This window comes from Amycolatopsis sp. NBRC 101858 (genome assembly GCF_030269325.1).
Taxonomy (GTDB): Bacteria; Actinomycetota; Actinomycetes; order Mycobacteriales; family Pseudonocardiaceae; genus Amycolatopsis; species Amycolatopsis ponsaeliensis.
Genome location: NZ_BSTD01000003.1, coordinates 768,748 through 790,623, shown reverse-complemented (window position 1 = coordinate 790,623; position 21,876 = coordinate 768,748). Strand labels below are relative to the sequence as shown.

General features: G+C 71.1%; 20 protein-coding genes and 1 pseudogene. 16 read left to right on the top strand and 5 right to left on the bottom strand.

All coding sequences use genetic code 11. The features are described 5' to 3' along the window. Window positions 1–217 precede the first annotated feature (217 nt). The 7 genes from QSK39_RS26800 to QSK39_RS26770 are packed head-to-tail and all read left to right on the top strand — an operon-like array spanning window position 218 to window position 9,090. A complete protein-coding gene (locus QSK39_RS26800) occupies window positions 218–2,686 on the top strand; it encodes a hypothetical protein (protein WP_285480577.1) in 2,469 nt (822 codons plus the stop codon). A 4-nt stretch (window positions 2,687–2,690) separates the two neighbouring features. Further along, window positions 2,691–3,554: an SCO2322-related protein gene (locus tag QSK39_RS26795; protein WP_285480576.1), complete on the top strand. Its 864-nt coding sequence runs from the start codon at window positions 2,691–2,693 to the stop codon at window positions 3,552–3,554. Then, window positions 3,551–4,489, top strand: coding sequence for an ABC transporter substrate-binding protein (locus QSK39_RS26790; protein ID WP_285480575.1), 939 nt, complete (start codon window positions 3,551–3,553; stop codon window positions 4,487–4,489). Before QSK39_RS26795 ends, QSK39_RS26790 begins: the two co-directional genes overlap by 4 nt. Continuing rightward, the gene (locus QSK39_RS26785) at window positions 4,489–5,616 is read left to right on the top strand and encodes an energy-coupling factor transporter transmembrane component T (RefSeq protein ID WP_285480574.1); all 1,128 of its coding nucleotides are present in this window, start codon (window positions 4,489–4,491) and stop codon (window positions 5,614–5,616) included. The genes QSK39_RS26790 and QSK39_RS26785 overlap by 1 nt, the downstream gene beginning before the upstream one ends. Next, window positions 5,613–7,205, top strand: a complete 1,593-nt coding sequence (locus QSK39_RS26780) for an ABC transporter ATP-binding protein (protein ID WP_285480573.1) — start codon at window positions 5,613–5,615, stop codon at window positions 7,203–7,205. Before QSK39_RS26785 ends, QSK39_RS26780 begins: the two co-directional genes overlap by 4 nt. Then, on the top strand, window positions 7,205–8,059 hold the full coding sequence (locus QSK39_RS26775) for an ECF transporter S component family protein (protein WP_285480917.1): 855 nt from the start codon (window positions 7,205–7,207) through the stop codon (window positions 8,057–8,059). The genes QSK39_RS26780 and QSK39_RS26775 overlap by 1 nt, the downstream gene beginning before the upstream one ends. After that, window positions 8,056–9,090, top strand: a complete 1,035-nt coding sequence (locus QSK39_RS26770; protein WP_285480572.1) for a prenyltransferase/squalene oxidase repeat-containing protein — start codon at window positions 8,056–8,058, stop codon at window positions 9,088–9,090. Before QSK39_RS26775 ends, QSK39_RS26770 begins: the two co-directional genes overlap by 4 nt. Before the next feature lie 179 nt (window positions 9,091–9,269). On the opposite strand, the gene QSK39_RS53315 is transcribed toward QSK39_RS26770, so the two are convergent. The 3 genes from QSK39_RS53315 to QSK39_RS26755 all read right to left on the bottom strand — a co-directional run bounded on the left by QSK39_RS53315 (window position 9,270) and on the right by QSK39_RS26755 (window position 11,644). Beyond that, on the bottom strand, window positions 9,270–9,746 hold the full coding sequence (locus tag QSK39_RS53315; protein ID WP_285480571.1) for a sodium/calcium exchanger protein: 477 nt from the start codon (window positions 9,744–9,746) through the stop codon (window positions 9,270–9,272). Then, window positions 9,713–10,069: a hypothetical protein gene (locus tag QSK39_RS53310; RefSeq protein ID WP_285480570.1), complete on the bottom strand. Its 357-nt coding sequence runs from the start codon at window positions 10,067–10,069 to the stop codon at window positions 9,713–9,715. The genes QSK39_RS53315 and QSK39_RS53310 overlap by 34 nt, the downstream gene beginning before the upstream one ends. A 282-nt stretch (window positions 10,070–10,351) precedes the next feature. Beyond that, a complete protein-coding gene (locus QSK39_RS26755; protein ID WP_285480569.1) occupies window positions 10,352–11,644 on the bottom strand; it encodes an MFS transporter in 1,293 nt (430 codons plus the stop codon). Between the two features lie 76 nt (window positions 11,645–11,720). Between QSK39_RS26755 and QSK39_RS26750 the strand changes: the two genes are divergently transcribed. The 8 genes and pseudogenes from QSK39_RS26750 to QSK39_RS26710 all read left to right on the top strand — a co-directional run bounded on the left by QSK39_RS26750 (window position 11,721) and on the right by QSK39_RS26710 (window position 17,743). Next, the gene (locus tag QSK39_RS26750; RefSeq protein ID WP_285480568.1) at window positions 11,721–12,305 is read left to right on the top strand and encodes a CGNR zinc finger domain-containing protein; all 585 of its coding nucleotides are present in this window, start codon (window positions 11,721–11,723) and stop codon (window positions 12,303–12,305) included. Between the two features lie 88 nt (window positions 12,306–12,393). Beyond that, complete coding sequence (locus QSK39_RS26745) at window positions 12,394–12,687, top strand: 5'/3'-nucleotidase SurE (protein ID WP_285480567.1); 294 nt, start codon at window positions 12,394–12,396, stop codon at window positions 12,685–12,687. Continuing rightward, a pseudogene (locus QSK39_RS53085) lies at window positions 12,614–12,912 on the top strand (5'/3'-nucleotidase SurE). Before QSK39_RS26745 ends, QSK39_RS53085 begins: the two are co-directional and overlap by 74 nt. 890 nt (window positions 12,913–13,802) lie before the next feature. Then, a complete protein-coding gene (locus tag QSK39_RS26730; RefSeq protein ID WP_285480566.1) occupies window positions 13,803–14,141 on the top strand; it encodes a YciI family protein in 339 nt (112 codons plus the stop codon). A gap of 3 nt (window positions 14,142–14,144) precedes the next feature. Beyond that, window positions 14,145–14,459, top strand: a complete 315-nt coding sequence (locus tag QSK39_RS26725; protein WP_285480565.1) for a YciI family protein — start codon at window positions 14,145–14,147, stop codon at window positions 14,457–14,459. Beyond that, entirely contained in the window at window positions 14,450–15,682 is a 1,233-nt protein-coding gene (locus QSK39_RS26720; protein WP_285480564.1) for an RNA polymerase sigma factor, read from the top strand. The genes QSK39_RS26725 and QSK39_RS26720 overlap by 10 nt, the downstream gene beginning before the upstream one ends. 58 nt (window positions 15,683–15,740) lie before the next feature. Further along, on the top strand, window positions 15,741–16,508 hold the full coding sequence (locus tag QSK39_RS26715) for a helix-turn-helix domain-containing protein (protein ID WP_285480563.1): 768 nt from the start codon (window positions 15,741–15,743) through the stop codon (window positions 16,506–16,508). Window positions 16,509–16,585: 77 nt separating this feature from the next. Continuing rightward, complete coding sequence (locus QSK39_RS26710) at window positions 16,586–17,743, top strand: 4-hydroxybenzoate 3-monooxygenase (RefSeq protein WP_285480562.1); 1,158 nt, start codon at window positions 16,586–16,588, stop codon at window positions 17,741–17,743. A gap of 46 nt (window positions 17,744–17,789) precedes the next feature. Here QSK39_RS26710 and QSK39_RS26705 read toward each other — a convergent pair whose 3' ends face one another. Continuing rightward, window positions 17,790–18,107, bottom strand: coding sequence for a hypothetical protein (locus QSK39_RS26705; protein ID WP_285480561.1), 318 nt, complete (start codon window positions 18,105–18,107; stop codon window positions 17,790–17,792). A gap of 415 nt (window positions 18,108–18,522) precedes the next feature. Between QSK39_RS26705 and QSK39_RS26700 the strand changes: the two genes are divergently transcribed. Beyond that, the gene (locus QSK39_RS26700) at window positions 18,523–20,079 is read left to right on the top strand and encodes an alpha-L-arabinofuranosidase B (protein ID WP_285480560.1); all 1,557 of its coding nucleotides are present in this window, start codon (window positions 18,523–18,525) and stop codon (window positions 20,077–20,079) included. Window positions 20,080–20,133: 54 nt separating this feature from the next. Here the strand turns inward: QSK39_RS26700 and QSK39_RS26695 are convergent, their stop codons facing one another. Continuing rightward, window positions 20,134–21,771 (bottom strand): beta-1,3-glucanase family protein, encoded by a 1,638-nt coding sequence (locus QSK39_RS26695; protein WP_285480559.1) that lies wholly within the window; start codon window positions 21,769–21,771, stop codon window positions 20,134–20,136. Window positions 21,772–21,876 lie beyond the last annotated feature (105 nt).

Sequence of the window (21,876 nt, the reverse complement as noted above, 5' to 3'; positions counted from 1 at the left end):
GGCCAGTACAACTTCATGATTTCTGCCCGTGGCAGGGGAAGCCGGTCGAAGTCCGGCGCTGTCGCGCAACCGTAGGTCACCTCTGGGTGACGAGTCGGATTACCTCCTCGGGCAGGTTTTGTCGAATCGCTGTCGCGTAAGCAGTGAGTGACGCCCGGTCCTCAGGGCCGGACTCTCCCTCGTGCGCGTGCCGGCGTCTGGGGAGAGGAAGGACCACGTGGCCGGCACGCGCCTCGCGGCTTTGGTGTCCGCTGTCTTGGTGGGCGCTATCGGCTTGTCGACCCCCGCTTTCGCGGGTGACCTGGCCGCGTCGAAACCCACGTCGCAGTGGCTTGCCGCGCAGCTTTCGCCCGAGGGGACCCTGCAGAACCCGCTCGGTGGCGACCTGCCCGACCACGGCCTGATGATCGACACCCTGTTCGCGATGTTCGCCTCCGGGGACGGCGCCCTGGCCGCGCCGATCGTCGAGTACCTCGACCACCACGCGACCGACTACTACACCTGGGACGGCCTCGTCCCCGGCCAGGGCTATGACGCGATCATCACCGGCGGCGCGGCCGCGAAAGTGCTGGTCGCCGCGGAAATCGCTGGGCGAAACCCGCGCGACTTCGGCGGGCACGACATGGTCGCCGAAACCCTCGGCACCATCGCGCGCTCGGGCGTCGACAAGGGCCGGGTCAGCGACTACTCGAAGAACCCGGACTTCAAGGACTTCGTCAGCAACAACGCCAACATGTTCGGCCAGGCCCTGGCGGTGATCGGGCTGGCCGGCGTCGGCATCACCGACCGGCTCGCGATCGACACGATGCTGAAGCAGCAGTGCTCGGAAGGCTACTTCCGGATCTTCTTCGGGCTCGTCCCCACCACCGAGACCGGCGATCAGGTCACCCCGGACGGCCACAAGATCTCGACTTGCGATGAGGGCAAGCCGTTCGACCAGGCGCCGCCGGACGGCGACACCACCGGGCTCGCCCTTTCGGCGATGCTGGCCGCCCGCGATGCCGGCGCGGCAAACCTCGACGCGCCCATCACCAAGACCGTGCGATGGCTGAAGGCGCACCAGACCGCGAGCGGCGGCTGGGGCGGCGGGGTCGGCACCGAGGCGCCCAACACGAACAGCACCGGCCTGATCCTCCAGGCGCTCGCCGACGCCGCATGCGTGGATTCCGCGATGACCTCGGGGACAGCGTTCCTCAAGTCCGCCCAGGCGACGGCGGCCGACTCGGGCAACCGCCTGGCCGGCCAGCTCGGGGCCATCGCCTACACCCCGGCCGAGTACCAATCCGCCCGTACCAACGGCATCGGCGGACTCGACACCTGGATCCGTGCGAGTGCCCAAGCCGCGCTCGGCCTGTCCCAGGTCGGGTTCCACGACCTCACCCTGGGACACGCCCCCGTCGCGAAGCAGCCTGATCCCGGCTGCCTCCCGTCACCACCCGGCGAAAAGCCGCCGGTGAAGGGCAGTCCTGCGGTGACCCCGCCGGTCAGCAAGAAGGCCGGCACCGCCGCGGTCCGACCCGGTTCACCGCGCGGCACCGTGATCGCGCCCGCCGCCGCGCCGGCGCAGGTGGCCGGGCCGACGCCGGCGGACCGGCTCGGCGGTTACCTCGCCGGGCGGCTGGTGGACGGCGACCACGTCGAGGTCGGCCAGGACGGCAAGACGTTCGTCGACTACGACCTGACCGCCGACCTGGTGCTTGCCCTGCGCACCCTGGGCCAGCAGCCGGACGCCGTGGCCCGCGCCTCACGGTTCCTTCTGAACCCCGAGTCGATCAAGGCCTACGCCCACGGTGCGCCCTACGAAGCGGGTGCGGCCTCCTACGCAGAACCTCTGGCGAAGCTGCAGATCATCGCGCGGTTTGTCGAGCCCGGTGGGCCGGTCGCCGCGCAGCTGACGCAGGACCTCGACGTGTTGCGCACCCCGTCCGGCGAGTTCACCGACACCGGCGAGTTCGCCGACGGAACACGATCCCTCCAGCGGCACGCGTGGGCGATCTTGGCGACCACCGCGGCGGCGGATCCGACCGCGGCCATCGGCGTGCTGATCACCCATCAATGCGCGGACGGGCTCTTCCCAGCCGCTTTCACCGGGACGCCGTGCGCCACCGGGGACCTGGCCGCGACCGCCGTCGCGATCCAGGCGTTGAACGCCGAGCCGCGTACTGCCGCCGAAGCACGCGGCGCCGGCTGGCCCCCTGAGCACCGGCGCGCCCTCGAGTCCGCCGCCGCGGCCCTGACCGCGCGCACCGACGTGGACGGCACGGTCGCCGGCCCCGGCGGACAGCCGGACGCCACGCTCACCGCAGCCGTCGCCGGGGGCCGCCAGGCGGCCGGCCTCGACGCCAGCAAGACCGCGCAGGCGCTCGGCGCCTGGGTGCTGGCCGACGGTGGGCTGCCGAAATCGCCGGGCGGGCCGAGCGACCCGGGCGTCAGCATCGCGTCGGCGCCGGGGATCGCCGGGCGGACCTGGCTCGACGCCGACGGCTCGCCGCTCGTCACCGCCGCGCGCCTGCCGCTGACCGACCAGCCGCTCGCGGCTGCCGGGCACGGTCCGGCGATCGCGCAGACGAGCACTTCCGCGTTCTGGCTGGCGACCCGCTTCTCCGGAGCGGCGCTCCTCCTCGTCTTCGCGCTGGCCCTGGGCCTGCGCCACCTCGTCAACCGCACACAACGCACCAGGGGGTAACACCATGAGACGCCTTCCTTCACTGCTGGCCGGGCTCGCCGTCATGGCCGGTCTCGTCGTCACCTCGGCGACGCCCGCGTCGGCCGTCGACCCGACCAAGGGCTACAACGGCATCTGCACCGGCAACGACGCGCTCACCGGCGTCACCGTCGTCATCGACTTCCAGGAGCTGAACGGCAACGGTGGCACCGCCGCCCCGACGATCACCCGCTGCTCGCCGAACGCCACCCCCGGCACCGACCGCAACGGCATCCAGGCCTTGCAGGACGCGGGGATCGCCGTCGCCGGCGTCGCGCAGTGGGGGCTCGGGTTCGTGTGCCGGCTCGAGGGGCGGCCGTCGGCGACCGAGGCAATCCCGGTCTCGGGCAACCCGACCTACAAGGAAGCGTGCGTGCGGACCCCGCCGGCGGGTGCGTACTGGTCCTACTGGAACGCCACCGGCGCGGACAGCACCTGGACCTACAGCAGCTACGGCGCCCTGAACCGCACCGTCGTTCCCGGCGGCTTCGAAGGCTGGTCGTTCTCGCTCAACCGGTCCGCCAGCACGAACCCGGTGCCGCGGGTGACGCCGCGCAACCCGGCGGTCAACGCCACCAACCCCAGCGTGAGCCTCTCGGCCGACGACCTGGACCGCAAGATCACCCTGGGCCAGAGCACCACGCTGACCTGGACGTCGACCAACTCCACGACCCTCACCGCGCAGTCGGTGTCCCCGGCCACCGGGGGCGGATCCTGGACGGGCTCGCTAGCCGTCCCGGGCGGAACGAAGACCATCACCCCGACCGCCAAGGGCACCTACACCTACACGATCAAGGCGACCGGCACGGGCGGCACCGTGTACTCGACCGCGACCTTGACGGTGCAATGAGGCGGATCCTCGCGAGCGCGGCCGTCGCGGTGCTGACGGCCGCGCTCACCGCGAGCCCCGCGCACGCGATCGACCAGAGCAAGGGCAAACCCGGCTTCTGCGCGGACGGTATCGGCGTCACGGTCGTGATCGACTTCCAGCAGCTCGGAGGCACGACGATCGTGCGCTGCGACCCGCAGACCGGCCGCGGCACCGGGCTGGACGCGCTGAAGAACGCCGGCTTCCAGATCGCCGGCGTGCAGCGGTGGGGCGAGGCGTTCATCTGCCGGATCGAGAACCGGCCCTCGGCCGTGGAGGAGATCCCGGTCAAGGGCAACGAGCACTACAAAGAGACCTGCGTCGACACGCCACCCGCGGCGGGCTACTGGTCGTACTGGCACGCCGGGAACAACTGCGCGTGGGAATACAGCCAGTGGGGTGTGAAGAACCGCGACTTCACCCCGGGCGGGTTCGAGGGCTGGTCGTTCTCGCTCAACGCCACCGCCGACAGCAACCCGGTCCCGCGCATCGCCCCGGTCCGGCCCGGCACCGCCGGTCAAGGCTGCACCACCGCGGCCGAACCGCCGCCGAACTCCAACGACGTCAACGAAAAGCAGCCCGGCAGCATCGGCAACGGCAGGGCAGGTGGCACGACTGCCGCGCCGTCCGCGGAGGCATCGACCGCCACGCCGGGTGCGCCGAACGCGGATCCGGCGAGCAGTCGCGCTTTGCCACCGCCCAAGCCGCGGCCCGGTGGCGGCGCGCAAGGGGCGCCCGATCCGGCGATGAACGTCGCGTTCACCGGCGGCGAGCAGGCACCTGACGTCAACCAGGCGATCAAAGAACAGGCCGGGGCGAGCGACTACGCGCCTTGGGTGGCCGGCGCCGCCGTCGTGTTGCTGGCCGCCGCGGCGTGGTTCACCGCGCGACGACGCAAGCGCGCGCGGGAAGGGTGATGGCCGGGACGTACTTCCTGCCCCGCGATCTGCATCCGATGGCGTGGTGGGGGTGGGCGCTGGGGCTGGCGGTCGCGGCGAGCCGGACGACGAACCCGTGGCTGCTGCTCACGATCTGCGCGGTGCTCTCCTACGTCGTGATCGCGCGGCGGGCGGACGCGCCGTGGGCGATGGCGTTCCGGATGTACGCCTACCTCGCCGCGGTGATCATCGGCGTGCGGGTGTTCTTCCGGATCGTCTTCGGCGGCGCAGAGGGATCGACGATCATCCTGCATCTGCCGGAGATCCCGCTGCCGGCATGGGCGGCGGGGATCCGGCTGCTCGGTGACGTCTCCGCCGAGTCGGTGCTGGGCGGGCTCTACGACGGGCTCAGGCTGGCGACGATGGTGCTGTGCCTCGGCGCGGCCAACGCGCTGGCGAACCCGAAGCGGCTGCTCAAGGCGATGCCGCCGGCGCTGTACGAGATCGGGACGGCGGTGATCGTCGCGCTGTCGGTGTTCCCGCAGCTGGCCGAAAGCGTCCAACGGGTGCACCGCGCGCGCAAGCTGCGCGGCGGCGCGAAGGGGCGTCGGTTCCGGGCCCTGCACGCGGTGATCATCCCGGTGCTGGAGGACGCGCTCGACCGGTCGTTGCAGCTGGCGTCCTCAATGGACTCCCGTGGCTACGGGCGTGCCGGTGTGGTGAAGGCCCGTGCGCGGCTGCTCACCGGAACGCTGATGATCACCGGACTGATCGGCATCTGCGTCGGGGTCTACGCGACGCTCGACGGCTCGACGCCGCGGTTCCTGGCGACGCCGTTTCTCGCGGTGGGACTGGTTCTCGGCTTGATCGGGTTCCGGACCGCCGGGACTCGCGTCCGGCGCAGCCGCTACCGGCCAGACCGCTGGCACCCGGCCGAATTCGTCACCGCGCTGAGCGGGATCGGAGTGGCCGTGGTCTTGTTCGCGACGTCCAGTGTGGACCCGACGAACCTCAACCCGTCGCTGAGCACGCTGTCCTGGCCGCTGCTGTCCTGGCTGCCCCTGGTCGGCGTGCTCGTCGGTGTGCTGCCCGCCTTCCTCACCCCGCCGCCCGCGCTGCCGTTCGAGGCCGAAGCGGTGCCCGAGCCCGAGAAAGTTCCCGCATGATCGAGCTGGACCGCGTTTCCTTCTGGTACCACGGGCAGCCCGAGCCTGTCCTCGCCGACGTCACGCTGACGATCGGGGAGGGTGAACTGGTGCTCGTGGCGGGCCGGACCGGGTCGGGCAAGTCGACGCTGCTCGGTACCTTCAACGGATTGGTCCCGCACTTCACCGGCGGTCACCTCGAAGGCACGGTGTCGGTCGACGGCGTCACGACGCGGGAGCGGCCGCCACGGGAGTTCGCGCACCTCGTCGGCGTGGTCGGCCAGGACCCGCTGGCCGGGTTCGTCACCGACGTCGTCGAAGACGAGCTCGCGTACGGGATGGAGCAGCTCGGCCTGGCGCCGCAGGTGATGCGCCGCCGTGTCGAGGAAACCCTGGATCTGCTGGGGATCGCGGAGCTGCGCCGCCGTCCACTCAGGACCCTCTCGGGCGGGCAGCAGCAACGGGTCGCGGTCGGGTCGGTGCTGACCATGCACCCGAAAGTCCTCGTCCTCGACGAGCCCACCTCGGCGCTCGACCCGATCGCGGCGGAGGAGGTCCTCGCGACCTTGGCCCGGCTGGTGCAGGACCTCGGCACCACCGTGGTGCTGGCCGAGCACCGGATGGAACGGGTGATCCCGTTCGCCGACCGGATGCTCTACGTCCCCGGCGACGGCAACGTAGTCGACGGGACACCGCCGGAGATCCTGCGGACGACGCCGATCGCACCGCCGATCGTCCGGCTGGGCCGATTCGCAGGGTGGGACCCGTTGCCGATGTCCGTGCGTGACGCGCGCCGGGTTGCCCGGCCGTTGCGTGAGCGCCTCGGCGGACGGCCGAACGCGGTGCCCGCCCGGCCGGCGGAGCCGGTGCTGACCGCCTCCGGCGTCGTCGTGCGGTACGGGCCGGTGGTCGCGGTCCGCGGTCTCGACCTCGGCCTGTATCCCGGCCGGGTGGTCGCGATGATGGGCCGCAACGGCTCCGGGAAATCCTCGCTGCTGTGGGCTCTGCAGGGTTCGGGGCCGCGCCAGGGTGGGAAGGTCCGCGCTGCCGGGGTCGATCCGGGGGAGTTGCCGAGCGCGAAGGCGCGCAAGGTCGTCGGGCTCGTCCCGCAGACCGCGAGCGACCTGCTCTACCTCGAGTCCGTGACGGCCGAGTGCGCTGCGGCCGACGCCGAATCCGGGGCGGAGCCGGGCTGGTGCCGGGGGCTGCTCGACCGCCTCGCGCCGGGCATCGACGGCGGCAAACATCCCCGCGACCTGTCCGAAGGGCAGCGGCTCGCGCTGGTGCTGGCCGTGCAGCTGTCGGCGTCGCCCTCGATCATGCTGCTCGACGAACCGACCCGCGGCCTGGACTACTCGGCCAAGGCCGCGCTCGCGGACATGATCGCCGCGATGGCCGCCGAGGGGCGGGCGGTGGTCGTGGCCACGCACGACGTCGAGTTCGTCGCGACGGTCGCCGACCGGGTCGTGGTCATGGCCGAGGGCGAGATCGTCAGCGACGGCTCGACCGCCGACGTGCTCGGTGGGTCCCCGGCGTTCGCGACGCAGGTGGCCAAGATCCTCGGCGGCGGGTGGCTGACCGTCGCCGAGGTCGAGGCGGCCGTCTCGTGATCCGGCAGTGGGGGCGCGCCGACCAGGCGGTGCGCGTCGGGCCGCGCTCGGCGGTGGTGCTCGGCTTGGCGTCGCTGGCCGGGCTGATGATGTTCGTCTGGCCGTTGCTGGTCCGCGTCGAGCCGCAGAGCATGCAGCACGGCCCGGACGCGCCGTTCATCTTCTTCGGCATCCTGCCGATCCTGATCGTCATCGTGCTCGCCGAGCTCTCCGAAGGCGGGATGGACGCCAAGGCCCTCGCCATGCTGGGCGTGCTCTCGGCGGTGAACGCGGCCCTGCGGCCGCTGGGGGCGGGGACAGCGGGCATCGAGACGGTGTTCTTCATGCTCGTTCTCGCGGGACGGGTCTTCGGCGCCGGGTTCGGGTTCGTGCTCGGCTGCACGTCGTTGTTCGCCTCCGCCTTGCTGACCGCGGGGGTCGGGCCGTGGCTGCCGTTCCAGATGCTGTGCTCGGCCTGGATCGGGATGGGCGCGGGCCTGCTGCCGCGGCGCGTGACCGGCAAGGCCGAGATCGCGATGCTCGTGGGCTACGGGATCGTGGTGGCCTACCTGTTCGGTTTCCTGATGAACCTGTGGTTCTGGCCGTTCATCACCGGCGCCGAAGTCCCGTACTACCACGGTCACATCTCCTACGTCCCCGGCGATCCGGTGGGGGAGAACCTGCACCGCTTCGCCGTCTTCACCCTGTTGACCTCGACAGCCGGGTGGGACACCGGCCGCGCGATCACCAACACCGCGGCGATCCTCGTGCTCGGCCCGGCGGTGCTCGCCACGCTGCGCCGGGCGTCGCGCAAAGCGTCCTACGGCGTCGCACCGAGCTTCGCCGAACTCCCGATGGAAAGGCAGAAACAGTGAAACTGCGCCACCTCACGGCCGTGCTGGCCACGGTCACCGCCGCCGCGCTCGTCGTCCCGGCGACGGCCTCCGCGACCACTTCGGCCCAGCAGAGCGCCGACGTCGCCGCCGGTTGGCTCGCCAGACAGCTGGCCGACGGCGACCACCTCGTGACCGTCTTCGGCGGCGTGGCTTATCCGGACACCGGCCTCACCATCGACGGCATCCTCGCCTTCGCCTCGGCCGGCGTGGCGAACCCCGCTGCGGGTCGCGCAACCACCTACGTGGCCGCGAACCTCGCCGGCTACATCGGCGACGGCGTCACCGAGTCCTACGCGGGCGCCACCGCCAAGGCCGCGCTGGCCGCCGAGGTGCGGGGCCTGAACCCGGCGTCGTTCGGCGGTACCGACCTGCCGACACGCCTGCGGGCGCTGCTGACCCCGTCCGGGCGGTTCTCCGACAAGTCGCAGTTCGGGGACTTCAGCAACGCGTTCTCCCAGTCGCTGGCGATCATCGCGCTCGACCGGACGCCGGGCCACGCTCCGGCGTCGGCGGTGAACTTCTTGGCCGGCACGCAGTGTGCGGACGGCGGTTTCCCGCTGGACTTCGGGGCGACGCCGTGTGTGAGCGACACCGACTCGACGGCGATGGTGGCCCAGGCGCTGCAGGCGACCGGCCGGATCGCCAAGTCCCAGCAGGGCCTGACCTGGCTGGCGAGCAAGCAGCGGGCAGGCGGCGGCATTTCGGTCGGCACCGGTGACCCCGCGGTGGCACCGAACGCCAACACGACCGGCCTGGCCGGCCAGGCGTTCCGCGCCGGCCTGCGGCTCGCGGCGGCCCAGAAGGCGAAGACGTTCATCGCCGGCCTCCAGGTCGGGTGCGCGGGCGTCGCCGCGAACCGCGGCGCGATCGCCTACGACGCCACCGGCTACAACGCCGACACGGTCGTGCGAGCCACGACACAAGCGGTCCTCGGCCTCGGCGGCCGCGGCCTCGCCCAGCTGACATCGGCCGGTTCGACGACCGCGGAGCCGACTCTGACCTGCCCGTGAACGAAGGGGAGCCCGGCATCGGTTGTGCCGGGCTCCCCCTCGTTCCACGAGGCTTCGCCAAAGGAGATGGCATGAAAGGCAAACTGACTGTCACCGGCCGGAGACCTGGACCTGGCCAGTGCGCTTCGACTGGAGACCGCCGTCGCGCTGGTCCCTCGTGGACAATCCCCTCATCGTTGTCATCGAGCTGACCGCCGTCGACACCGCACAGGACATAACGGGCCGTCTGACCGGGCAGCGCGAACTGAATGGCGAACAGGCTCAGCAGCGTCCACGCCGCCCAGCGCGAGCAACGCGGCGACGCCGAGCAAGGTCTGGGTGGCCGTCAGCAGGAACTCCTCGATCTGACGCGCATCGAGGTGCAGCCCGGCTCCGCCGCCGCCGAGCAGGTAGGCCGGCGGGAGGCTGCCGACGAGCAGCGTCCACTGGTTGACCTTGCTGGAAATCAGCGTGCCGATCGCGGCACCGGCATTGCCGCGGATCGCGAACAGGATCGCCACGATGAACTCCGGCGCCTCCGAAGCCAGCGGGGCGAGCCACTGTACGAGCAGGAACCGGTCGATGCCAAGCCGGGTCCCGGCGGCGATCAGGTTGTGCGCGAACGGTTCGGCGCAGGCGAGGATCACCGCGGCGGCGAAGACGAACAGACCTTCCACAGGTAGAACACGAAGAAGCCGAGCAACGCGAACCCAGCAGCAACGGGATCTGCCCGGTCGCGGGGATGACGAACGCGACGACCGAGGCGATCGCCAGGAACCCCGAGCTCGACCCGGTAGGGCGAGTCCAGTGTCAGCTCGCGGACGGTCCTCCCGGTGCGCTTCTTCGCGATCGCCAGGCCGATGAGCACTACCAGCGACCAGCCGAGGCCGAGCAGCAGGCGGTTCGAGCCGGTCATGTTGGCTGCCGCGTGGGCGATGTACTCGGGGTTCGATCCGGCGGTGAATGCCTTTGCGGTGCAGGGCAATGCGAAGATCGGCACGCCGAAGTTCCGCTCGTGGGATTCCGGAAGGTCGCTACCTTCTTGCGCGGACGCCCGACTCGCCCCCGGGCCGGCCGTGGCCCCGGGTTCCACGGTGTTGATTCGGACCGCGGGCTCCTGTGGTGCGGATCACGACTCGCGAGGTCTTTGCGGGACCGCGGTTCCAGCCAGGACGGCGTACTGCCAGGGCTGGGTGAGGCTGAGGAGCAGGAGATCGCCGAGCCGAGGATGGCGCCGACCGCGGCGGGACCCGCGCCGTCGAGGAATGCCCGTACGTGGGCATCATGCCTTGGAACCTGTGGGTGAGTGCGGGGTGTCATCGTGGACGGGTGGCATGGTGGGCAGGTCGCGGTGGCGGCGCAGCCGGCCTGCGAACAGGATGATGCCGTAGAGCAGGAACACAGCCGCGACACCCCACAGCGCGGCACGGGTGCCCACGGCGGTGGCGAACGCGCCGGTGGCCAGGGTGCCCAGCGGGATGGCGCCATAGTTGAGGAACTGTGTGCTGGCCCCGACCCGGCCGAGCAGGTGCGGTGGGCAGTACGTCTGCCGGAAGCTGATGATGATCACCGTCGCGGCGACCAGGCCGGCGCCGATCACAAAGACGCCGATCACCGCCAACACCAGTCCCGCGCCAGGTGTAGTGAGGGGGATGAGCAGGGCGAACGGCGCGGTGCCCATCGCCCACAGCAGCAACCCGCGCGCGGTGCCGAAACGCCGTGCTGTGGGCCTGGCTGCCACGGCACCCACTACGCCGCCGACGCTGGTGGACGCGAGAACGACACCCACCAGCATGGAGGACACACCTACGTCGCGGACGAGGAAGACGACCAGGAGTGTCTGCAACGCAGCGAAAGCGAGGTTGCCCAGCGCGCCGAACAGGGTCAGCGGGCGCAGGTAGGGGTCGCCCGTAGTGAAGCGCAGCCCTTCGATGATCTCCCGCCCCACGCCGGTCTTGTTTCCGGCCCGGACAGGGCGGGGCTCGCGCTTGCGGATCGTGAGCAGGCACGCGGCGGAGACCGCGAAGCTGGCCACGTCGACGAGCAGCGCGACGGCGGGACCAAGAAGTTGGGCGAGCAGCCCACCGAGCCCGCGACCGGTGATCTGGGCGGCCTGCTCGCCTCCCTGTAGCGCGGCGTTGGCGGCGACGAGGTCATGGCTGTCGACCAGGGTGGGTACGTAGGCGCGATAGGCGGTCGTGAACAACACCGCGGACAGCCCGCCCAGGAATGCCGCCACGATCAGGTGTGTCGTGGTGAGCGTGTCGGCCCACGCCGCGAACGGAATGCTGGCGAGCACGACCAGGGACGTCGCGTCACAGGTCAGCATGATGGGGTGGCGTCGCAGGCGATCCACCCACGCTCCGGCGGGCAGGCTGACGAGCAACCAGGGCAGCCATGCGGCCGCGCTGAGCAGCCCGATCTGGAAGGGTGTCGCGTTCAGCGTTGTCACCGCGATCAGCGGCAGCACCACCGAGGTGACACCGGTGCCGAGCTTGGTGGACGTCTCCCCGATCCACAGCAGGCGGAAATCTCGCAGCAGTAGCGGCCCCGAGGTCTGTCGCCGTGACGCCACGCCACACCACCCCCACTCGGTCACTGTCTACTAGGCTGTGAACAGTCACCATGACGGAGACGGAGTCACTGGTCAAGTGGAGTTCAACAGTCACTATGGTGCGGGCGTGCGACTGGCCGCGCACCTGGTCAACACGCTGGTTGCCGGCGAAGCCGGAGGTAAAGCCTTCATCGCGCCGCAGCGCGAGCTGCGGGCGGCTGTGGTCCTCGCGGCGCTGCGATCGGCCGACCCGCACGTTGAGGAGATCAGCCACGGCGAAGCCGACCGCGTCACCGGGTTCGCCGCCCGGTTCCGTGCGGTGTTCACCGCGGCGGCGGAGGAGGACTTCGCCGCCGCCGCCCACGAGGTCAACCGTCTGATTCGCGACACCGCGGCGCAGCCCGAACTGGTGCTGCACGGCGATGATCCCCACTGGCACCTGCATTACAGCGGTACCGCGGGCGGAGCGGCGGCCACGTGGGCGGGGGCGTGCGCGGCTGCGTTGGCGACGGTGCTGGGCAGCGCTGCCCGCGATCGGCTGGGCGTGTGCACTGCGGCTCGATGCGACCGGGTTTATGTCGACACTTCCCACAATGGGCGGCGCCGATTCTGCTCGCTCGCCTGCCAGAATCGGGTGAAGGCAGCGGCGTTCCGCGCCCGGAACCGAACCTCGCAATCCTGACAAGGTCAGGCCGGTCCTGGATCTGGTCGACGTCATCTGGTGCGCCAAGCCCGGACTTGCGCCAGGTGTGGTCACCCCATGAGTTCGGATGGCTTCTTCTCCAACGGTCTTGAGGGTGCTGATCACCAACGACGACGGCGTCGACTCGCCGGGCCTGGTCGCCTTGGCTCGAGGCGCGCTGGCGCACGGCTGGGACGTCGTCGTCGCGGCACCGGCCGAAGAGGCGAGCGGGACGAGTGCCGGCCTGACCGCGGCGGGCGACCTGCGGCGAGTCGCGGTGGAGCGGCGGGAGCTGCCGGGCCTGGCGGGTGTCCCGGTGCACGCGGTGGCCGCGCATCGGGGGGTTCATCGCCTTGGTGGCGGCGCGGGGCGCGTTCGGTGAGCCGCCGGAGGTGGTGTTGTCGGGGGTGAACCGCGGTGCCAACGTCGGGCGCGCGGTGCTGCACTCGGGACGGTTGGTGCGGCGCTGACCGCGTCGATCAACGGGGCCCGCGCTCTGGCTGTGTCGCTCGACGTCGGTTTGGACGACGAAGCCGAACCCCACTGGGGCGCTGCCGCCCGGGTCGGCGTTGAACCTCAATGTGCCCAACCATCCTCAGCCCGGTGAACCGAAGCGGGCGGGCCTCGCGGAGTTCGGTACTTGTCGAATCGCAGCGTGGCGACCCGATCGCTGCCGAGCACGGCGGCCACCTGCGCCAGGGTGTTCGGGGCGGCGTGTGGCTGGTTGCTGTCGCGGTCGGTGGATCCGCTGTGTCGTCGCGGATGGTGCCGATGTGGTCCAGGGGTTGGCCAGCGGGGTCGTCGATGGGGTGCGGGTCCGGCGCATCTACGCTGAAGGCGTCGCGACGTTCGAAACCGTCGAGCCCAGCCGTGGCGAGCTGGACGAGAAGTGGCTGCCGCGTCGATGTCAGGTCTCACGGAGACGGGGCCTGCGGGACGCCAAGCGCGGCCGGAGTTCGTCGTCCGCGGCTCGACGACCTCGCCGTCTGCCCACAGCATGAGCACGATGGTCCCCAGCCGGATCGGGGTCAGCCATTCCATTGTCCGGTCGTGCCGGTGCGGGTGGTCGTCCAGGCGGGGTCGGCGGAGAGTTCGGCTACCGACCTGGGAACGAGCCTTAGGGGCGCGTTCGAGTCCGAGCGGGGGAGCAAAGCCCAGGTCACAGACCTGGGCTTTTTTGCTACCTATGAGCAGGGCGATTCAGTGTCTCCCGAGCAGACGGTCGCCGTCGGCGGGTCCAGTGGGCGACCAGCTCGCCCAGGCGTTGCTCTGACCTTCGGCGGTCGCCTTCGGTCTGGTGGGTGGCGGTCCACAGCTGTCCGGTCTGGGTGATCGGGATCATGATGGCTCCTCCGTTCGCGGGGTGGTTCCGACAGGACGACGCCGCGGTTCGGACGGATCGACAGAGCACCGAGAAACTTTTCGGGGGACCTGTCGATTCCGGGCCGCGGCTGCGTCGGGTGGGTGAGAAGCTGCACCGGACGATCAGGAGGAGCCTTGCGGTACATGCTGATGATCTGCGATGACGGCGCGGAGCTGTTCAGCCCGCCCGAGATCGATGTCAAGCCCGAGTTCGTCGCCTGGCTGCGTGATGTCGAAGCGCGGGGCGCCCGCCGGGCCGGGACGTTGCTGCGGCCGCCCGCCGAAGCCGTCACCGTGCGCGTTCGCGATGGGCAGCGGCTGACGTCCGACGGCCCCTTCGCCGAGACGAAGGAGTGGATCGCCGGCTGTGAGGTCGTCGAGTGCGATGACCTCGATGAAGCCATCGCGATCGCGTCCGCGCATCCCGCCGCCGGGCGGTTTCCCATCGAGATCCGGCCGTTCGGGGAGGACTGAGCGATGAAGTTCCTGATGTGGGTGTGCGTCGACCCCGAGCTCGTCGGTACCGCCGAAGACCACCCGGACGACTGGGTCGCCTTGGCCGGCGAACGCCGTCTCGAAGGCAGCCAGCTGCGGCCCGTCGCCGACGCGACGACGTTGTGGCCGCGGGACGGCGGCACCTTCGTCTCCGACGGCCCGTTCGCCGAGACGAAGGAGCAGATCGCCGGGTACGACATCCTCGACTGCGCCGACTTGGCCGAGGCGATCGACATCGCCGCGGCGCACCCGGTCGCGAAGTTCGGCGCGATCGAGCTGCGGCCCGTGTGGGGGTGACCGAGGCGGTCGACGAGGCCTTCCGCACCGAGTGGGGCCGCGTCGTCGCCACCCTGATCCGGGTCACCGGGGACTGGGACCTGGCCGAGGAGTGCGCCCAGGAGGCGTTCGCCAAGGCGCTGGCCACGTGGCCCCGGGACGGCGTGCCGCGCCGTCCCGGGGCGTGGCTGACGACGGCCGCCCGCAACCGGGCGCTGGACAAGCTCCGCCGCGGTGCGGCCGAGGCCAACCGGCTGCGCGAGCTGGCCGTCACGACGTCCGGCGGCGACGACGCCGCGCCGGAGCCGGACGACGTCCCGGACGACCGGCTGCGGCTGATGTTCACCTGCTGCCACCCGGCCCTGCCGCTGGAGGCGCAGGTGGCGCTGACGCTGCGGACGCTCGCCGGCCTGACCACCCCGGAGATCGCCCGCGCGTTCCTGGTGCCGGAAGCGACGATGGCGCAGCGGATCGTGCGCGCCAAGCGGAAGATCCGCAACGCCCGCATCCCGTACCGCGTCCCGCCGGCCGACCTGCTGCCCGAGCGGACGGCGGGCGTGCTCGGCGTGCTCTACCTGCTGTTCAACGAAGGCTATTCGGCCAGCGCGGGCGCCGACCTGGTGCGCCGGGCGCTGACGGCGGAGGCGATCCGGCTCACGCGCGTCGTCGTCCGGTTGCTGCCGGACGCACCGGAAGCGAGCGGGCTGCTGGCCCTGATGCTGTTCCACGACGCCCGCCACGGGACGCGCACCGACGACGCGGGGGACCTGGTCACCCTGGCCGAGCAGGACCGCACCCGCTGGGACCGCGCGGTGATCGACGAGGGCGTCGGCGTCCTGGACGAGGCGCTGACGCTCGGCCGGCCGGGGCCGTACCAGCTCCAAGCGGCGATCGCCGCGTGCCACGCGACGGCGTCGCGCGCCGAGGACACGGACTGGGCCCGGATCGCCCGGCTGTACGAGCTGGTGGCGAAGCTGAACCCGTCCCCGGTGGTCGAGCTGAACCGGGCGGTGGCGGTGGCGATGGCCGACGGCCCGGCGGCGGGCCTGGCCCTGGCCGACGAGCTCGCGGACGGGGGCGAGCTGGCGGGCTACCACCTGCTCCCGGCGACCCGTGCGGACTTCCTGCGCCGTCTGGACCGGGTCGGGGACGCGGTGGCGGCGTACCGGGAGGCACTGGAACTGGCGCCCACGGAAGCGGAACGGCGGTACCTCACCCGGCGGATCGAAGAACTGGGTCCGTGACGCGGGCAGCGGATCTTCGACTTCGCCAGGCGCGAGTTCAGCGGTAATCTCGCTCCTGATGCAGGAATCCCGCCAAAGCTCCCCGCAGGCAGGGGCGACGCCCCGGGGTGGGGGCTGGCTGCCGCACGGCTTTCACCTCGGTACGCACTCCCATCCCGACGGCCAGCTCGTCTACGCCGCCGCCGGGGCGCTGGCCACCACCACCGAGCGCGGGACCTGGGTGGCTCCCGCCAGCCGGGTCACCTGGACGCCGCCCGGGTTCGACCACTCCCATCGCTTCTACGGCCGGACCGATGCCCGGCTCGTCGCCATTCCGGCCGACGAGTGCGGCGGCCTCGTCGCGTACCCCAGTGTGTTCGCGGTCAGCCCCCTCTTGCGCGAGGCGCTCCTCGCGCTCACCGGGCGGGACCGCCGGCCTCCCGAGGCCGAGAAGCGGTTGCGTGCCGTTGTCGTCGACGAGCTCGGTGAGACGCCCCAGCAATCCCTGCACCTGCCCGAGCCGCGCGATGACCGGCTGCGCGTCGTCACCGATCTGCTGCGGGCCGATCCCGGGCGGGCCACCACCCTGGCCGAGCTGGGGCGGGCCGCGGGGGCGAGCGAGCGCACGCTCAGCCGCCTGTTCCACGCCGATCTCGGGATGAGCTTCCACCGCTGGCGCACCATCCTGCGCATCCACCACGCCCTCGTGCGCCTCACCGACGGGCAGTCCGTCACCGACACCGCCGTCGCGTGCGGCTGGTCCAACCCGTCGACCTTCATCGAAGCGTTCAGCGCCGTCGTCGGCCAGACGCCGGGCCGCTACCAGGCCGGCCTCCACTGCGCCTGACCAAGTTGGCGGCTTTCCGTCATCCACTGTCCGGATCCCGGTGGTCCGCTGCCTCTTCCCGCGTCCACTGTGGTCCCATGACCAAGACGGACGAAAACACCACCGTGGCCATCGTGGGCGGCGGCGTCGCCGGTCTCGCGCTCGGCAACTTCCTGCTGCGCAGCGGAATCGGCTGCACGGTCCTGGAGAAGCACGGCCGCGAGCACGTCGAAAACCGGCAGCGGGCCGGCTCCCTCGACGCCCGCGGGGTGCGCGTGCTGCGGGACTGGGGGCTGGGCGAGGTCGTCGAGGGCGGCATCGGCCACGACTCCGGCGACGCCGGGATGCCGCTGCTGATCGACGGGGAAAAGCGGCTGTGGAAACAAGACGCGGACGACGTCGACGGTGCGTTCTGCCCGCAGCAGGTCGTCGTCCGGAACCTCATCGAGGTGTTCCTGCGTGACGGCGGCGATCTGCGTTTCGAGGCTGAAGACGTTGCACTGGAAGGCATCGACACCGACCGTCCGGTGGTCCGCTACCGGGACATCACGGGTTCGTCGAAGGCGCTCGGCTGCGATTTCGTCGCCGGCTCCGACGGCTATCACGGCGTCAGCCGGACAGCTGTTCCCGACGGTGCGCTCACCTGCCACGCCCACGAGTTCGGGTACGCCTGGCTGACCGTCATGGCCGGGGTGCCGGCGGATCCCCCGGCCGTGCTGGCCGTGCACTCCCGCGGCTTCGCGGCGCGGATCACCCGGGGCCCGGAGGCGAGCCGGCTCTACCTGCAGTGCCCGCTGACCGACACCGTCGACCAGTGGCCGGACGAGCGCGTCTGGAGTGAGCTGGGGACCCGGTTCGGCGAGCCCGTGGCGGCGGGACCGATCACGAGCAAGCAGGTCGTGCCGCTGCGCGGGGTCGTGTTCACCCCCATGCGCCACGGGCGGCTCTACCTCCTCGGCGACGCCGCGCACCTCATTTCCCCGATGAGCGCGGAGGGGATGAGCCTCGCCCTCCACGACGCCGAGACGCTGGCCCGGGCGATCGTCCGCCAGGTCGAGAAGGACGATCCGAGCCTGCTCGACAGCTATTCCGACACTTGCCTCGGCCACACGTGGGAGCGTCAGGCGGCCGCGGTCTGGATGACCGAGACGATGCACGACGCCGGGGATGCTTCGTACGAAGGGGAATTCCGCAAGCAGATCGCGCGGAAGAACCTGGAAACCATGGTGGAGCCGGCGGAGCGCGTTTCCGGGTGACCGGACGGGGTCGGCGCAGCCGGCGCAGCGCGGCGTCGGCGCAGTCCTAGGGGGTCCGGTCGAAGGCGATGGCCGCACCCGGTGCCGCCTGGTGCACCAGGTTGAGCACCGTTTCGAAGAACTCGAGCAGCGGTTCGTGCGTGCGGATCCCGGCTCCGATCACCACGCAGGCGTAGTCCGCCCGGGCCAGCGCCGCCTCGATCGTCCCCGCGGGGTCCGCGTCGAGGTCCACGAGGCACCAGTCCGCGTAGAGGCCGAGGTCGTCGAACCGCGCCCGGCCACGGCCGATCGCCGCCTGCACCGGCGCCGGGTCCCAGCCCTGGATCTTGGCCGGGTCGAGGCCGACCACCAGTACTCGTGCCACCGCCGTCCTCCCGGCCACTTCGCGCTCTCGCCGATCGTGCCACACGGACAGGCGGGAAACCGGCCCAGGTTCCGCCGACTGACTCTTGACGCACAGCCAGTGAGCGCTCACAATTCAAGCGTACGACAGAATGTTAGCGCTAACATTAGGCCTGGTTTCGACGACGAAGTCGGAGAGATGCCAATGAAGCCGCAGTGCCGGACCGCCTCTCGAGATCGGGCTGAGCGGCGGAACCCGCGTGACCGGGCGCACGTCGGCGCTCACCGCGTTCTGAGATAGCGGTCCCCGCAACGGATCCACCCGTGCGCGCCCGGGTGTCGAAGCTGTGTCCTTTGTGCTCACTCGCGCCCGTGTGCCCGCTTTTGGCTGTCGATCGGATATGCGCTTGCTGCACCCCTGAAACGGAGGAATAACCATGACTCCACGACCGAAGAATCGCCGTTCTCGGACGATTTCCCGGACCGCCGCCGCGGTTCTCGTCCTGGCCGGAGGGCTGGTCGCCACCACCGGTACGTCGCAAGCCGCCACTCAGGGGCCGTGCGACCTCTATGCGAACGGCGGCACGCCTTGCGTCGCCGCGCACAGCACCACCCGCGCGCTCTACGGTGCCTACACCGGCGCGCTTTACCAAGTCAGGCGGGCGTCGGACAACAGCACCCGGGACATCGGCCCGCTCAGCGCGGGTGGCGTGGCGAACGCCGCCGCCCAGGACTCCTTCTGCGCCGGCACCACCTGTCTCATCACCGTCATCTACGACCAGACCGGCCGGAACAACCGCCTCACCCAGGCGCCTCCTGGCGGGTTCAACGGCCCGGCCGCCGGCGGCTACGACAACCTCGCGAACGCGACCGCGGCGCCGATCACCGTCGGCGGCCACAAGGCCTACGGCGTCTACGTCGCGCCCGGAACCGGCTACCGCAACAACAACACCAACGGCGTCGCGACCGGTGACCAGCCGGAGGGCATGTACTCCGTCTTCGACGGCACGCACTACAACGGCGGCTGCTGCTTCGACTACGGCAACGCCGAGCGCAACAGCCGCGACAACGGCAACGGCACGATGGAGGCCATCTACTTCGGCAACATCAAGGTCTGGGGCTACGGCACCGGCAACGGCCCGTGGATCATGGCCGACCTCGAGAACGGCCTGTTCTCCGGGGTCAACCCCGGCTACAACGCCAACGACCCGTCGATCGGCCACCGGTTCCTGACGGCGATCGTCAAGGGCGAGCCCAACCACTGGGCGATCCGGGGCGGCAACGCGCAGTCGGGCGGCGTGTCGACGTTCTACAACGGCAGCCGGCCCAACGCGTCGGGGTACAACCCGATGAAGAAGGAAGGCGCGATCATCCTGGGCATCGGCGGCGACAACAGCGTCGGCGCCCGCGGCACCTTCTACGAGGGCGTGATGACGTCCGGCTACCCGTCGGACGCCACCGAGAACGCGGTGCAGGCCAACATCACCGCGGCGGGCTACAGCGTCGGCAGCGCGGGCAGCGGGCTGACCCCCGGCTCGACCGTGTCCCTGCGGGCGACCACGGCGTGCTGCACCGACCGGTACATCCACCACACGGGCGCCACGGTGGACACCGCGGTCGTCGGCGGCTCGAGCTCCGCGACCGAAAAGGGCAATGCGTCCTGGATCGTGCGAGCCGGGCTGGGCAACGGATCGTGCGTGTCGTTCGAATCCAGGAACACCGCCGGTCAGTACCTGCGGCACCAGAACTTCCAGCTGTACCTCAACGCGAACGACGGGAGCTCGCTGTTCGCCCAGGACGCGACGTTCTGCCCCGAAGCCGGCCGCAACAGCCAGGGCACGTCGCTGCGGTCGGCGAACTACGCCGACCGGTACGTCCGGCACTACGCGAACGTCGTCTACATCGCCAGCAACGGCGGTTCGAACACGTTCGACAACGCCACCTCGTACAACGACGACGTGAGCTGGCTGGTCAGCGCGCCCTGGACCCCTTAGCCGGGGCCGGGTACCGGGGCCACGCCCGAGCAAGGACGTGGCCCCGGCCGCCCGTCACCGGGTGAAGGTGAACCAGTTGATGTTGACGAAGTCCGCCGAGCCGCCGCCGAACGTCAGGTAGACGTCGTGCACGCCCGTCGCGGAGGCGACGATGTTCGCCGGCACCGTCTGCCAGTTCTGCCAGCCGCCGTTGTTCGCGAAGTCGATCTCCGCGATGACCGGCCCCGACGTGCTGTCCAGGCGGGCCAGAATCGCCCCGCTCACCCCGGCCGCCGCGCCGGACGCCAGCCGGGCCACGAACTGGCGTGGCGAGCTCGAACCGAAGTCGAGGCCGCTGTACTTCAGCCAGTCGCCGCCCGCGATCCAGCCGACGTCGGTGCCGCCTTCGCTGCACGCTTCGTTCTGCGTGCCGCTCTGGGCGCTGAAGGACTCCGCCTGGATCGTCGAGTACGCGCTCGTGCCACCGCCGGGCGGGGGTGTCGTGCCGCCGCCCGCACCCGGGCCCAGTGCCACCGTCCAGGACGTCGGCGCCGGGTCCTGGAGGTGGCCGTCGACCGGCTGGGCCCCCGTCGGGCCCACGTCGTCGTACGGGAAGGCGTAGCCGATCGACGCGTTCTGGTGGACCAGGCGGGCGTAGTGGTTCGTCGTCGCGTCTTTGTAGTACTGGGACGGCGAGACGCCGTCGGGCTGGTTGTTGCCGCCGGAGACCAGCAGGCTGCTGCGGTTGAGCGCGGCGGCGAGGCGGGCGGCGATCGCGCCGCGCGCGTCCCCGCCGGAGTTGTACAGCGGTCCGCTGGCGCAGCCGAAGATGTCGATCGCGCTCGGCTTGGTGAACGGGACGCCGTTGGTGTTCAGCCCGGCGAAGACGATGGTGTCGCCGCTGACCGTGCCCGTGTAGGCGCCGATGCTGCCCTGGCCGTTGATCGTCAGCGGGGTCGAGCGGTAGTGGTCCCAGACGGCGTTGAGGTAGCCGGTCCAGTAGCCGCCGAAGTCGGTGGGGGAGTGCCCGGGCGCGAGCACCCGCACCACCTTGCCGGACGCGTCGGTGACGACCAGCCGGTCCCACGGCGCGCCGTCGGTGTTGTGCTGGGCGCGGAGCCCGTCCGCGATCGCCCCGAGCGCGCCGTTCGGCAGCGGGCTGACCGACTGCGAGCCGGCCGCGCCCGTGGTGGCCATGGACACCGGCAGCGCCACCATGTCGACGTAGCTGATGTTCGCGTACAGGTTCGCGCTGTTGTAGGTGAACTCGGCGAACGTCCAGTTCGTCTGCCAGTTCGGGTCCGAGCTGGTGAAGCCCGGCTGCACGAGGCCGGGACCCGGGTTGACGAAGAACTGGATCTTCTTGTCGGCCGAGAACCACACCCGGCCGCCGATGATGTAGTCGCGCAGGGTCACGGTGACCTGGGACCCGGAGCCGCCCAGCGGGATGGCGTAGTCCGGGATCGGCGTCACCGGCGACGACGGGTTGGACAGCCGGTGGAACACGCCGTCGGCGGTGACGAAGCCGGGCCAGCCGGAGGTGTCCGCGCCGCTGACGTAGGCGTAGACGGTTCCGCCGCCGGAATTGTTCTTCAGCGTCAACGGCAGTGCCGCCGCGGCCCGCGCTCTCGGCGCGGTCGCGGCGGACCACAGTGGCGCGCTGGTCACGGCGGCGGCGAGGCCGGCCGTGACGAAGGTACGCCTGGACAACATGGGCGCCTCCTCGGGGAGGGGCGGCGGCGACCGTGGCGGCGGCACGCGTCCGCGGGGTGGGGGTCGCCGAACGCTAGGTACGCGGCGGCGGCGTGGTCAACACCG